At 69.1% G+C, this 13,182-nt stretch carries 11 protein-coding genes; 9 read left to right on the top strand and 2 right to left on the bottom strand.

Features of this window, described 5'->3' with window-relative positions; genetic code table 11:
- The first annotated feature begins 23 nt into the window (after positions 1 to 23).
- The 5 genes from O7R11_RS08400 to O7R11_RS08380 all read left to right on the top strand — a co-directional run bounded on the left by O7R11_RS08400 (position 24) and on the right by O7R11_RS08380 (position 5,392).
- Positions 24 to 1,172 (top strand): ABC transporter ATP-binding protein, encoded by a 1,149-nt coding sequence (locus O7R11_RS08400; RefSeq protein WP_337997055.1) that lies wholly within the window; start codon positions 24 to 26, stop codon positions 1,170 to 1,172.
- Positions 1,173 to 1,288: 116 nt separating this feature from the next.
- On the top strand, positions 1,289 to 2,194 hold the full coding sequence (locus tag O7R11_RS08395; protein WP_337997140.1) for an ABC transporter permease subunit: 906 nt from the start codon (positions 1,289 to 1,291) through the stop codon (positions 2,192 to 2,194).
- Positions 2,191 to 3,006: an ABC transporter permease subunit gene (locus O7R11_RS08390; protein ID WP_337997054.1), complete on the top strand. Its 816-nt coding sequence runs from the start codon at positions 2,191 to 2,193 to the stop codon at positions 3,004 to 3,006. Before O7R11_RS08395 ends, O7R11_RS08390 begins: the two co-directional genes overlap by 4 nt.
- A gap of 3 nt (positions 3,007 to 3,009) precedes the next feature.
- Positions 3,010 to 4,395 carry a diguanylate cyclase gene (locus O7R11_RS08385; RefSeq protein ID WP_337997053.1) on the top strand — a complete coding sequence of 462 codons (1,386 nt, stop codon included), beginning with the start codon at positions 3,010 to 3,012 and terminating at the stop codon, positions 4,393 to 4,395.
- Between the two features lie 88 nt (positions 4,396 to 4,483).
- Positions 4,484 to 5,392: a 2-dehydropantoate 2-reductase gene (locus tag O7R11_RS08380; protein ID WP_337997052.1), complete on the top strand. Its 909-nt coding sequence runs from the start codon at positions 4,484 to 4,486 to the stop codon at positions 5,390 to 5,392.
- A 239-nt stretch (positions 5,393 to 5,631) separates the two neighbouring features.
- Here O7R11_RS08380 and O7R11_RS08375 read toward each other — a convergent pair whose 3' ends face one another.
- Both O7R11_RS08375 and O7R11_RS08370 read right to left on the bottom strand, forming a co-directional pair.
- On the bottom strand, positions 5,632 to 6,891 hold the full coding sequence (locus O7R11_RS08375; RefSeq protein WP_337997051.1) for a hydantoinase/carbamoylase family amidase: 1,260 nt from the start codon (positions 6,889 to 6,891) through the stop codon (positions 5,632 to 5,634).
- Positions 6,888 to 7,559 carry an orotate phosphoribosyltransferase gene (locus O7R11_RS08370; protein ID WP_337997050.1) on the bottom strand — a complete coding sequence of 224 codons (672 nt, stop codon included), beginning with the start codon at positions 7,557 to 7,559 and terminating at the stop codon, positions 6,888 to 6,890. Before O7R11_RS08370 ends, O7R11_RS08375 begins: the two co-directional genes overlap by 4 nt.
- 115 nt (positions 7,560 to 7,674) lie before the next feature.
- Here O7R11_RS08370 and O7R11_RS08365 point away from each other — a divergent pair, with 115 nt between their 5' ends.
- The 4 genes from O7R11_RS08365 to O7R11_RS08350 all read left to right on the top strand — a co-directional run bounded on the left by O7R11_RS08365 (position 7,675) and on the right by O7R11_RS08350 (position 13,105).
- Complete coding sequence (locus O7R11_RS08365) at positions 7,675 to 8,592, top strand: LysR substrate-binding domain-containing protein (protein WP_337997049.1); 918 nt, start codon at positions 7,675 to 7,677, stop codon at positions 8,590 to 8,592.
- Positions 8,593 to 8,657: 65 nt separating this feature from the next.
- Entirely contained in the window at positions 8,658 to 9,623 is a 966-nt protein-coding gene (locus tag O7R11_RS08360) for a D-2-hydroxyacid dehydrogenase (protein ID WP_337997048.1), read from the top strand.
- Positions 9,624 to 10,328: 705 nt separating this feature from the next.
- The gene (locus O7R11_RS08355) at positions 10,329 to 12,482 is read left to right on the top strand and encodes a sensor histidine kinase (RefSeq protein ID WP_337997047.1); all 2,154 of its coding nucleotides are present in this window, start codon (positions 10,329 to 10,331) and stop codon (positions 12,480 to 12,482) included.
- Positions 12,479 to 13,105: a response regulator gene (locus O7R11_RS08350; RefSeq protein ID WP_337997046.1), complete on the top strand. Its 627-nt coding sequence runs from the start codon at positions 12,479 to 12,481 to the stop codon at positions 13,103 to 13,105. The genes O7R11_RS08355 and O7R11_RS08350 overlap by 4 nt, the downstream gene beginning before the upstream one ends.
- The last annotated feature ends 77 nt before the right edge of the window (positions 13,106 to 13,182 follow it).

Genomic DNA, 13,182 nt, shown 5'->3' with positions numbered 1-13,182 from the left:
CGTCAACAGGGGGGGAGAGGCCGATGCCGGTCGCCCAGGGCGTGCGCGCCTCGCAAAGCTTGGAAGCCTGGCAGGACCCGAAGGCCCGGCCGATCGTTCAGATCGAGAACGTGACCAAGGCCTTCGGTCCCCACTATGCGGTGGACGACGTCAGCCTCGAGGTGTTCCAGGGCGAGTTCTTCTCGCTTCTGGGCGCCTCCGGCTGCGGCAAGACGACGCTTCTGCGCATGCTGGCCGGCCTCGAAACCCCGGATAGCGGGCGCATCGTCATCGACGGGGTGGACATGACCCATGTCCCCCCGTACCGCCGCCCGGTCAACATGATGTTCCAGTCCTACGCCCTGTTCCCCCACATGACGGTGGAGCAGAACATCGCCTTCGGCCTGCGCCAGGAGGGCGCGACCAAGCCGCAGATCCGCGAGCGCGTCGCCGAGATGCTGCGCCTGGTGCGCCTGGAACCCTATGCGAAGCGCCGCCCGCACCAGCTCTCCGGCGGCCAGCGGCAGCGCGTCGCGCTGGCCCGCTCGCTCGCCAAGCATCCGCGCCTGCTGCTGCTGGACGAGCCCTTGGGCGCGCTCGACAAGAAGCTGCGCGAGCACACCCAGTTCGAGCTGGTGAACATCCAGGAGCAGCTGGGCACCACCTTCATCATGGTCACCCACGACCAGGAGGAGGCGATGACGATGTCCACCCGCATTGCGGTGATGGACGAAGGCCGCATCCTGCAGATCGGTTCGCCCTCCACCATCTACGAATACCCGGCCACCCGCTACGTGGCGGACTTCATCGGCTCGGTCAACCTGTTCGACGGCCGCGTCACCGGCGAGGCCGACGGCGTGCTGGTGATCCATTGCGACGAGGTGGGCGCGACCATGGCGATCGCCCACGGCGAGCCCCTGCCCGCGGGCGCGCCGGTCTCCGTCGCGCTGCGCCCGGAGAAGATGACGGTGACCGACGTCAAGCCGGAGTCCGAATTCAACGTGCTGCGCGGCGTGGTCTCGGAAATCGCCTACCTCGGCGACGTCTCGATCTACCACGTCGCCCTGCCCAACAAGACCCTGGTGCGGGTGCAGCTCACCAACCTCGCGCGGCACACCAGCTCGCCGCTCACCTGGGAGCAGGAAGTCTGGCTCACCTGGGAGCCGGAAAACGGCGTGGTGCTGCAGTCATGATGCCGCCCCCCGTGCCGCCTTCGGCGCCCGCGAACCCGGCGTCGTTCACCGTTATCGGCATGCTGTGGCGCTGGCTTCTCGGCTTCACCTTCGTGGCGCGGGTGCGCGGGCTGGCCATGGGCACCGTCTCGTGGGGCCGCGCGCTGGTCACCGCGGTGCCGTTCCTCTGGCTGATCCTGTTCTTCGGCCTGCCCTTCCTCGTGGTGCTGAAGATCAGCTTCTCCCAGGCGGTGATCGCGCAGCCGCCCTATACGCCGCTGCTCACCTGGGCCGAAGACGGCATCATGGTGCTGCGGATCAACTTCCAGAACTACCTGCTGCTGGTGCAGGACAGCCTCTACTGGATGGCCTACCTCAACTCGGTGCGCATCGCCGCCATCGCCACCGTGGCCTGCCTGCTGCTCGGCTACCCCATGGCGTACGCGATTTCCAAAGCGAAGGCGGAGCTGCGCGTGCCGCTTCTGATGCTGATCATCCTGCCGTTCTGGACCTCGTTCCTCATCCGCGTCTACGCCTGGATCGGCATTCTCAAGACCAACGGCCTGCTCAACAACGTGCTGATCTGGCTCGGCCTGATCGATCAGCCGCTGCCGCTGCTGCACACCGAGTTCTCGGTGCTGGTGGGCATCGTCTATTCCTACCTGCCGTTCATGGTGCTGCCGCTCTACGCGACGCTGTCGCGCATGGACGAAAGCCTGCTGGAAGCCGCGGCCGACCTCGGCTGCCGCCCGGGCAAGGCGTTCCTCACCATCACCCTGCCGCTGTCCATGCCCGGCGTCATCGCGGGCTCGATGCTGGTGTTCATTCCCGCGGTCGGCGAGTTCGTCATTCCCGACCTGCTCGGCGGCCCCAACACCCTGATGATCGGCAAGGTGCTGTGGACCGAGTTCTTCTCCAACAAGGACTGGCCGGTCGCCTCGGCGGTGGCGGTGGCCACCCTGCTGCTGCTCGTCGTGCCGATCGTGCGCTTCCAGAAGGCGCAGGAGGAATCCAACAAGAAGGCGGAGGAGCTTGCCCGATGAGACGCTGGCGCTCCTTCTCGCTGTTCTCGGTGCTGGCCTTCGGCTACGCCTTCCTCTACGTGCCGATCCTGTCGCTGATCGTCTACTCCTTCAACGAGTCGCGCCTGGTCACGGTGTGGGCCGGGTTCTCCACCAAGTGGTACGGCGAACTGCTGCAAAACGACCAGATCCTCTCCGCCGCCTGGCTCAGCCTCAAGATCGCGGTGCTCAACGCCTCCGGCTCGGTGGTGCTGGGTTCGCTCGCCGGGCTGGTGCTGGCGCGCTTCGGGCGTTTCCGCGGGCGCACCGCCTTCACCACCCTGATCACCGCGCCCCTGGTGATGCCGGAGGTGATCATCGGCCTTTCCCTGCTTCTGATGTTCGTCACTCTGCAAAACTTCATCGGCTGGCCGGGGGAGCGCGGCATGACCACCATCACCATCGCGCACCTCACCTTCTCCACCGCCTACGTCACCGTGGTCATCCAGTCGCGGCTGTCGCAGATGGACGTCTCGATCGAGGAGGCGGCGCTCGACCTCGGCGCGAAGCCCGCCAAGGTGTTCTTCGTCATCACCGTGCCGGTGATCGCCCCCGCCCTGGTGGCGGGCTGGCTGTTGGCCTTCACCCTGTCGCTCGACGACCTGGTGATCGCCAGCTTCGTCTCCGGACCGGGCGCATCGACGCTGCCGATGGTGGTCTATTCCTCGGTGCGCCTCGGCGTCTCGCCGCAAATCAATGCGCTCGCCACGATCATCGTCTGCATCGTCACGGTTGCAATCCTCATTGCCGGGTTCATCATGCACCGGCAGGAAAAACAACGGCGCAACGCCTGAGCCATGCGAAAAGAGCGGGTCTGTCGGGTCTGGTGGTTGGCCGCGGCGCTGGCGCTGTGGCCCGCGGCGGCGCGCGCCCTGGACCTCAGCGCCGAGGAGCGTGCCTTCGTGCGCGCCCAGCCGCCGGTGACGGTGTGCGTCGATCCGGACTGGGCGCCCTTCGAATGGATCGATGAAAAGGGCATCCACCGCGGCATCGCCGCCGATCTGGCGCGCCTTGCCGCGTCGCGCGTCGGGTTGAGCCTGGAATTGGCGCCGACGAAGGATTGGGACGAAAGCCTGGCGGCATCGCAGGCCGGGCGCTGCCGCATCCTCAGCTTCCTCAACCGTACGGAAAAGCGCGAGACGTGGCTGCTGTTCACCGCGCCGATCTTCTCCGACCCCAACGTCTTCATCACGCGGGAGGAACACCCCTTCATCGCCGATCCGGCGCAGCTGAGCGGCGAGCGCATCGTCTTTCCCTCGGGCACCGCGATGGAAGAGAACATCCGCCGCGACTATCCCAACCTGCGGGTGCTCACCGTGCCTTCCGAGGCCGAGGCGATCGCCATGGTTTCCGACCGCCGCGCCGAAATGACCATGCGCTCGCTGATCGTCGCCGCCTACACCATCAAGGGCGAGGGGCTGTTCAACCTCAAGATCGCGGGCAAGCTGCCGGACTACGCCAACCGCCTGCGCATCGGCGTGCGCCGCAGCGAACCGCTGCTGCGCGACGTGCTGAACAAGGGGGTGGCGTCGATCTCGCGCGCCGACACCGAGGAGATCGTCAACCGCCACGTCTCCCTCACCGTGCAGGCCGACACCGACTACGGCCCGATCCTCCGCGTCGTCGGCATTTTTGCCGCGATCGCGGCGTTCGGCGCGTTCCATCACCTGCGCCTGCGCCGCCTCAACCGCAAGCTCGAACGCATATCGCAGACCGATGCCCTGACCGGCCTGCCCAACCGCGGCATGATCGACGCGCACCTGGCGCGGGAGGTGGACCGCGCGCAGCGCCACCGCCGCGACCTCGCCCTGGTGATGCTCGACATCGACCACTTCAAGGCGGTCAACGACGACCTCGGCCACTTGATCGGCGACCGTCTGCTCGTCGAGGTGGCGCACCGCATCCGCGATACGGTGCGCGGCGGCGACATCGCAGGGCGATGGGGCGGCGAGGAGTTCCTGGTGGTCTGCCCGGAGACCGCGTTGCACGAGGCCATGGCGGTTGCCGAACGCATCCGCGCCGCGGTGGCGGGCGGCAACTTCGCCGCCGGGCGCGCCGCCACCGTCAGCGCCGGAGTCGCCGCGTTCTCGCCCGGCGACAGCGTGGACGCCCTGCTGCAACGCGCCGACGCCGCGCTCTATCGCGCCAAGGCGGAAGGCCGGAATTGCGTGCGCACCGCATAGGACCGGCCGCCGCCGAGGTTGCAATCCGCGCGGCGGGGTGCATCATGCTGCGGCAGAAAAACAGCGGAACCGCAAGCGGACAAGGCTCATGACATCACCGCACATCCCCTCCGTCGCCGTGATCGGGCTGGGCAGCATCGGCGGCATCGTCGCCGGTTCGCTGGCCGCCGCGGGGCGGTGCAACCTCACCCTCTGCGTGCGCCGGGCGATCGCGCGCCTCGACGTGGAACGCCCGGAAGACCGCATCGACGTGCCGGTGCGCGCGCTCACCGACCCCGCCGAGGCCGAACCCGCGGACTGGGTGCTGATCGCCACCAAGGCGCAGCAGACCGCCTCCGCCGCGCCGTGGCTCGCCCGCCTGTGCGGGCCGGGCACCCGCGTCGCCACGCTGCAGAACGGCATCGGCCACGAGGCGCGGCTTGCGCCGTTCGTCGCGGGCGCGGCGGTGGTGCCGACGGTGGTCTATTTCAACGGCGAGCGCTTCGCCCCGGACCACATGCGCTTCCGCCGCGCCGGGGACTACGAACTGGCGGTGGCCGACGACGAAAACGGCCGCGCCTTCGCCGGCCTGATGGCGGGCACGCCGATGCGCATCCTGCTCAGCGGCGAGTTCCCCACCCTGGTGTGGAAGAAGCTCCTGATCAACGCGGTGGCCAACCCGGTCACCGCGCTCACCCTGCAACGCCAGGGGGTGTTCCGCCGCGCCGACGTGCGCGAACTCTGCCTCGGCGTGCTGGAAGAGGCGGCGGCGGTGGCCCGCGCCGAGGGCGCGCCCCTCGCCGCCGACGTGCCGCGGCGCACCATGGACGTCCTCGCCACCCATCCGGCGGATGCGGGAACCTCGATGTATTTCGACCGCCTCGCCGGGAACGCCCTGGAAATCGAGGCCCTGACCGGGCAGATCGTCGCCGCGGCGGAACGCCACGGCATCGCCGTGCCGCTCAACCGTGCGCTGCTCACCCTGCTGCGCGTCGTCAGCGACGCCGCGGAAGCGTAGGAAATTCCGCCTTCTGCTGCACGCGGCATGGGTGAGGGGAAAACCAGGCCGGGCTCTGCCCGGACCCGCAAGGGGCCGGGAGGCCCCTTGACCCCTTAAACTGGTTTTCGCCGCGAAGCGGCTATCAACGCCTGCTGCATCGACAGAAGGGGAATAGCGCTTCGTGCGGAAAAGGAAGGGGGTCTGGGGCCCGCGGCCCCAGCGGGGTCCAGGGGCGGAGCCCCTGGCCTGGTTTTCGTTCACACCGTCCGCACCGCCTCGGTCAGCAGATCGACGCCCTTGAGGAAGTCGGCGATATCCATCGCCTCGTGCGGGTTATGGGAGCCGTTTTCGTTGCGGACGAAGACCATGGCGGCGGGGATTCCGGCATTGGCGAACACCGCGGCGTCGTGGCCCGCGCCGCTGGGGATGGTTTCCAGCGGGCTGCCGAGGCGCAGCGAAGCGGCCTGGAGGCGGGCGATCCACGCGGGGTCCATGGTGGCGGGGGCGGTGTCGATGCGTGTGTCGAAGGTGAAGGCGACGCCGCGGGATTTTTCGACGGCGCGGCATTCCTCGCGCACCAGGTCGTAGAAGCGCTCCATGGTGGCGGCGTCCTGGCTGCGGATTTCCAGGCTGAAGCGCACCTCGCCGGGGATGACGGAGACGGCGTGGCTGTCGGGCGAGGTGGTGCAGATGCCCGAGGTCATCACCAGGTCCATGCCCATTTGCAGCAGCACACGCCAGTGTTCGTCCATGCGGGAGAGGAGTTCCGCCACCGCGAGGACGGCGTCCTTGCGCAGCCAGCGCGGCACCGCGCCGGAGTGTCCGGCCTCGCCGGTGCAGCGCACCGCGTTGTGGCGCAGGTTGCCGCGGATGCCGGTGACCGCGGTGACCGGCCAGCCGCGCGCGGTCATCACCGGGCCCTGTTCGATATGGAGTTCCAGGTAGGCGGCGGCGTCGCCGGGGGCGAGCAGGGGCTTCCCGGCGCGGATCGCCTCGGTATCGATGCCGAGCATCGCCATCGCCCCGCCGAGGGTGCCGTGGCCGTCGCGGTGGCGCAGCGCGAGCGCCTCGCCGCCGAGCTTGCCGGTGAGGGCGAGGGAGCCGAGATAGGCCTTGCCGTACCAAGCGCTCTCTTCGCCGCGCAGGGCCAGCGCGCGCAGAGGCGGGGCCTCGGCGGCGCGGCCGCGATAGCGGGCGAGCGCCATCATCGCGGCGGCGACCCCGGCGAGGCCGTCGAAGTTGCCGCCGTGGGGCACGGAATCGAGGTGCGAGCCGAGGATCACCGGCGGCGCGGCGCGGGCGTCCTCCGGCAGGCGCATCCACAGGTTCTTGTAGGCGTCGGTTTCGCAGGCCAGCCCGAGTTCCGCGGCGATGGCGGCGACCGCTTCCATGGCGCGGCTTTCGCCCGCGCCGAAGCTTTCGCGCGAGACGCCGGGGTCGTCGCGGGTGAGGCCGCCGACGGTGCCGAAGATGCGCTCGGCGAGCGCGGCGGCGGACAGGGTGGAGACCGCGTTCATGCGCCCACCCCGCCGTGTTCGATCGACCAGGCCACCGGGTCGGCGGCCCAGGCGGCGAGCATCGCCTCCTGCGCCGGTTCGATGCGGCCGCTCTCGGCCAGCGCGGCGTGCAGGTCGGCCCAGTTGGTCATCGCGTGCAGGGCCATGCTTTGTTCGGCGAAGCGTGCGGCGGTCTGCGGGTAGACGTCGAATTCCATCAGCACCAGGGTGTCGTCCACGCGGGTGCCGGTCTGGCGCAGGGCGCTCGCGGCGGCGATCTTGGAGACGCCGTCGGTGGTCACGTCGTCCACCAGCAGCACCTGGGCCGCGGGCGGCAGGCGGCCCTCCAACTGGGCGCGCATGCCCCAGCCGATCGGCCGCTTGCGCATGTAGAGCAACGGCAGGGCGAGGCGTTCGGCGATCCAGGCGGCGAAGGCGATGCCGGAGTTCTCCACGCCGACCACGGCGTTGATCCCCTGGCGGGCGATCGCCGGGGCGAGGGCCTGGGCGGTGAGGTCCATCGCCTCGCTGCGCAGGGCGACGTCGGACATCAGCATGCGGGCGTCCACGTAGACCGGGCTCGCCCAGCCGGAGGTATAGAAGAACGGCTGCGCATCGGCGAGGTGCACCGCGCCGAGGGCGGCGAGCGCATGGGCGAGCCGCGCGGAGGCGGCGGGGGAGAGGATCATCGGCGAGGAACTCCGGCATGCCATCGGGAAAAGAGATGGTAGGTGTGGAGCGGTCTGGCGAGAAGTGGTAAGAATTCCGCTCAGGCGTTCCGTTTCACGATGTCTGGAGGGGGATATGACCGGCCTTCCGGCGCGCCGCGGCTTCCTGCGGCAGATCGACCTGGGAACCATCGAACTCTTCGTGCTGATCTGCGACCTCGGCAGCATCGCGGCGGCGGCGCGGGTGGCGCACATCGCCGCCTCGGCGGTGAGCAAGCGCATCGCCGGGCTGGAGGCGGCGGCGGGCGGCGGCCTGCTCGCCCGCCACGCGCGCGGCGTGCGGCCGACCCCGGCGGGCGAGCGCCTGCTGGAGCATGCGCACGCCATCCTGCTGGCGGTGGAGCGGCTGCGCGGCGACCTGGCGGAGTGCGCGGGCGGGGTGCGCGGCCGGGTGCGGGTGTGCGCCAGCGCCTCGGCGGTGGAGCAGTTTCTCGCCGCGGGGGTCGCCGACTTCGCCGCGGCGCATCCGGACATCCGCATCGAGCTGCGCCAGGCGACCAGCCGCGCGGTGGCCGAGGCGGTGCGCAACCGCGAGGCCGACCTCGGCATCTGCAACCCGACCGACGGCAGCGCCGGGCTGGACTCCCGCCCCTACCGCCGCGAGCGCCTGGTGCTGGTGACGCCGCCCGGCCACCCGCTGGCGGCGCGCGGGCGAGTCGCCTTCGCCGAGGCGCTCGCCTTCGAGCAGATCGGCCTGCGCGGCAGCAGCAGCGTGCGCGAAACCCTGCTGCGCGCGGCGCGGCGCGCCCGGCGGGTGCTGCGCCAGGGCATCGAGGTGGACAGCCTGAGCGCGATGTGCCGGATGATCGAGGCGGGGCTGGGCATCGGGGTGATGCCGGAGGGGGCCTACCGCACCCTCGGCGCGCCCTCGGGTTTGGCCGCGGCGGGGCTGGCCGATGCCTGGGCGGAGCGGGAGCTTGCGCTCTTCGCCGTGGACTTCGCGGCGCTGCCCGCCCCGGCGCGGCGCTTCGCCGATCACATGGCCGCGCCCTGAGGCGCTTTGCCGCAACCGCGGGAAGGCGGTATCCTGGTTGCGGTTCGATTGCAGGAGGCTCCCCCGTGACCGCAACAGCGAAGATCGTCTTCCTCGACCGCGACACGTTCTCCCCCGAGACCGTGCTGCATCCCCCCGCGTTTCCGCACGAGTTGGTCACCCACCTGCGCACCGCGCCGGACGAGGTGGCGGCGCGCATCGCCGATGCCGACGTGGTGATCACCAACAAGGTGCCGATCACCGTGCAGTCGGTGACCGCGGCGAAACGCCTGCGCCTGGTGGCGGCGGCGGCCACCGGCTACGACCAGATCGACCTCGCGGCGTGCAAGGAGGCGGGGGTGACGGTGTGCAACATCCGCAACTACGCCAAGAACACCGTGCCGGAGCATACCTTCGCCCTGATCCTGGCGCTGCGGCGCAGTCTCGTGCCCTACCGCGCCTCGGTGGTCGATGGGCGCTGGGAGGAGTCGGGACGGTTCTGCTATTTCGACTATCCGATCGCCGACCTCGCGGGGTCCACCCTCGGCATCGTCGGCGACGGCGTGCTCGGCCGCGCGGTGGCGCGCCTGGGCGAGGCGTTCGGCATGCGGGTGCTGTTCTCCGCCTACAAGGGGGCCGACGGCATGGGCCCGCTCTACACGCCGTTCGACGAGGTGATGCGGACGAGCGACGTGATCACCCTGCACTGCCCGCTGTCGCCCGCCACCCGCAACATGATCTCGCGCCGCGAGTTCGCCCTGATGGAGAAAAAGCCGTTGATCGTCAACACCGCGCGCGGCGGTCTGGTGGACGAGGCGGCGCTCGCCGAGGCGCTGGAGTCCGGGCAGGTGGCGGGCGCGGGCTTCGACGTGCTGACCCACGAGCCGCCGGGGGCGGACCACCCGCTGCGGCGCATCGCGGCGCGCCCCAACCTCATCCTCACGCCGCACGTCGCCTGGGCCAGCCGCGAGGCGATCCAGGGCCTGGCGGACCAGCTGTTCGGCAACATCGAGGCGTTCTGGCGCGGCGAGCCGCGCAACGTCGTGGTCTAGCGATCCGCGCCGTCCGGAGAAGAACGGGCGTCCGCCACGGCGGCCGCCCGTTGCGTTTGCAGCGGCCGCGGCTTTATTACGAATTGGTTGCATTCCGGCAATAAGCGCCGAGGAAATCCGGGGCGGGCGAAGAAGCGGCGCAGCGGGAGGATATCGCGGCAAGGGAAGGCGGGGGCGGGGGAAGTCTTATCCGTACAATTCATGCGGCTTTTACGCGGCGCTGCATGAGGGGGACTGTTCGGTATTCCACAATATATACATAAGATAATCAGTAATTTGCTTTGAGTTGTTTAATTCTATTGGAATAAATTAAAAGAGACGGATGCGAAACGATGCATGAATTATCTTAAATAGACTTATATTACGGTTGATTTAATATTCCGGATATGAGATAGCCCCGTCAGGAAGAATGAGTCGTTTTTTCTGCGGCGCACCGCGTTCCTGGCCGCGCCCCGCATTCCCTCGCCCGCGCGGCGGGGACCCTGCGCGCCGTGGTGGAAACCTTCCTGCAAGGCGTCCGGACCGCCTGACCAGGAAGGGGCGGGGGCGATTCGGGCTGGTCATTTCAGCCCCGGTGCGACAGAATCGCCCCCGCTTTTCGCCGCAACGACGTAATCGGTCATCGAGATGATCCTGTCCCCATGCGCAGGAGCGCGCCGAGGTTTCCGCCGCGTCCGCGCCTGCGCGGCGCGCCGGCTTTGCCTCGTGCTGCTGCTGGCCGCGGCGTTCTTCCCCGCGGCGGCGAATGCGGGCGACGGCGCGGCGCGGCGGGTTCTGGTTCTCGCCTCCTATCACCACGGCAATCCCTGGACCGACTCCATCGTCGAGGAAATCCGCCACGTCTTCGCGGCGCGTCAGCCGGGGGTGGAGGTCTATGTGGAGTACATGGACGCGGTGCGCAACGACACCCGCCAGGTGTTCCCCTTCCTCGAAACCCTGTTCCGCTCCAAGTACCGCGACAAGCCGCCGGAGGTGATCATCGCGGTCAACGACGAGGCGCTCAACTTCCTGCTGGCGCGGCGCGACCGCCTGTTCGGCAAGGTGCCGGTGGTGTTCTGCGCGATCAACGCGACGCGCAAGCTGCCGATCAAGGACGCTGCGGGGATCGTCGGCGTCACCGAGGACGTGGACCTGCGCCGCACCATCGAGCTGGCGCTGGCGCTGCACCCGAAGACCGAGCGGGTGGTCGGGGTGAGCGATCTGTCCTCGGCGGCGCGCTACGACTTCGAGCGCTTCTGGCGCATCTTCCCGCTGTTCGAGGACCGCCTACGCTTCGACGAGTTCGTCGGCTATTCCGCCGAGGACCTGGAGCGCGAGCTTTCCCGCCTGCCGCCCAACACCATCGTCATCGACGTGGCGTTCCGCCGCGACCGCAAGGGGCGGGTGTTCTCCCCGCCGGAGACGATGCGCCTGCTCAGCCACAACGGCGCTTTCCCGGTCTATTCGCTGTGGGACTACTACGTCGGCCAGGGGGCGGTGGGCGGCTTCGTCACCAGCGGCCGCCTCCAGGGCGAGGCGGCGGCGCGCCTGGCGCTGCGCAGGCTGAACGACGAGCCGGTGCAACTGGAGGAAGTGGAGAGCGAAAACCGCAGCGTGCCGATGTTCGACTATGCGCAGCTCGAACGCTTCAACATTCCGCTCTCCGCCCTGCCGGAAGGCAGCGTGATGGTCAACCAGCCGGAGAGCTTCTACTGGCAGTACCGCCATTACATCTGGGGCATCACCCTGGTGATCGGCAGCCTGCTCACCCTGGTGCTGATCCTTTTCAGCAACATCCTGCAACGCCGCCGCGCCATGCGCGAGTTGCAGGCGAGCCAGGAGCGCTACCGCGCCATCGTCGAGGACCAGACCGAATACCTGATGCGCTTCAACCGCTTCTTCCGCGTCACCTACGCCAACAGCGCGATCTGCGCGTTCCTGCGGCTGTCGCGCGACAAGGTGCTGGGCATGGATGCGACGCAATTGATCCCGCCGGTGCGCCTGCGCCGCCTGCTGCCGACGATCTCGCGGCGCACGCCGGACGAACCTCTGTTCCACGGCGAGGAGCGGGTGCGCGCCGCCGACGGCGCGCTGCGCTGGATCAAGTGGACGGGGCGCGCGATCTTCGGCCCCGAGGGGCAGGTGGAGGAATACCAGGTGGTGGGCGCCGACGTGACCTCGGAGAAGCTGACCTACCGCGAACTGGAAAAGTCGCGCGAGGCCTACCGCGAGCTTGCGGCGCACGGCCAGAACCTGCTGGAGAACGAGCGCACCCGCATCTCCATGGAGATTCACGACGAGCTCGGGCAGAACCTCACCGCGCTCAACATCGGGCTGTCGATTCTCGGGCAGGGGCCGGGCGGCAAGCATGCGGAGCGCATCCGCGAGATGCGCGACCTCACCGAGCGCACCATCGGCTCGGTGCAGCGCATCTCGCAGGAGCTGCGCCCGCCGCAGCTCGACGAACTCGGCCTGCTGCCCGCGATGCAGTGGCACGCCCGCAAGTTCCTCGGCTCGGTGGGCCTCGACTACCGCTTCGAGAAGGAGGGCGGCAACCCCGACGCCTGCCTCGACAAGGACCGTGCCACCGCGCTGTTCCGGGTGTATCAGGAATCGTTGACCAACGTGGTGCGCCACGCCGGGGCGAGCCACGTCACCATTCGCGTCAGCACGGCGGACGACGCGGTGGGCCTGGAGATCGCCGACGACGGCGTCGGCATCGACGAACGCGCCAAACGGTCGCGCAATTCGCTCGGCATCATGGGCATGCGCGAGCGCATCCGCGCCTTCCAGGGGCGGCTGATCGTCTCGGGGCGGCCCAACCAGGGGACCACGGTGCTGGTGCGCCTGCCGGCGGCGCAGGGAGGAGCGGAAAGATGAGGATTCTGCTGGTCGATGATCATGCGGTGGTGCGCAAGGGGGTGATCGACATCCTCTCGGCGCTTGCGCCGCCGCCCGTCTTCGCCGAGGCGGAAACCGGCTGCGGCGCGATGGAGCGGCTCTCCGCCGACCCCGGCGGCTTCGACCTGGCGATTCTCGACCTGCACCTGCCGGACGAGAGCGGACTCGACACCCTGGGCAGGATGCGCGCCGTGGCGCCGGGGCTGCCGGTGCTCATCCTCAGCATGTACGACGCGGCGGAATATGCGGTGCGCGCCCTCAAGGCGGGGGCCAACGGCTACGTCACCAAGGGTTCGGTGCCGGAAGAGCTGCACCGCGCCATCGAGGCGGTGCTCTGCGGCAAGACCTTCGTCAGCGAGCAACTGGTGGGCGACCTGCTCACCGGCCTCGGCGCGGAGCCCGCCGCCGGGCTGTCGGAGCGCGAGGCGACGGTGCTGCGCCTGCTGGCGCTCGGCCAGCGCATCAACGTCATCGGCGACCAGCTGGGGCTGAGCCCCAAGACCGTGGCGACCTACCGCGCCCGCGTGCTCGCCAAGCTCGGGTTGAAGAACAACGCCGAGCTGGTGCGCTACGCCTACAAGAGCGGTCTCCTATCCGAATGAGTAGGTCTGTAATCGGCCTTCCCAAGCACATGGCGTTAAAAGAACGCCGTGTGAAGGACGCGCCATGCGCTTAATAC

Origin of the sequence: Oleispirillum naphthae (assembly GCA_027864655.1) — a bacterium.
Classification (GTDB): Bacteria; Pseudomonadota; Alphaproteobacteria; order Rhodospirillales; family Rhodospirillaceae; genus Oleispirillum; species Oleispirillum naphthae.
The sequence above is the reverse complement of the archived record's forward strand: the minus strand, read 5'-3'. Positions and strand labels throughout refer to the sequence as shown.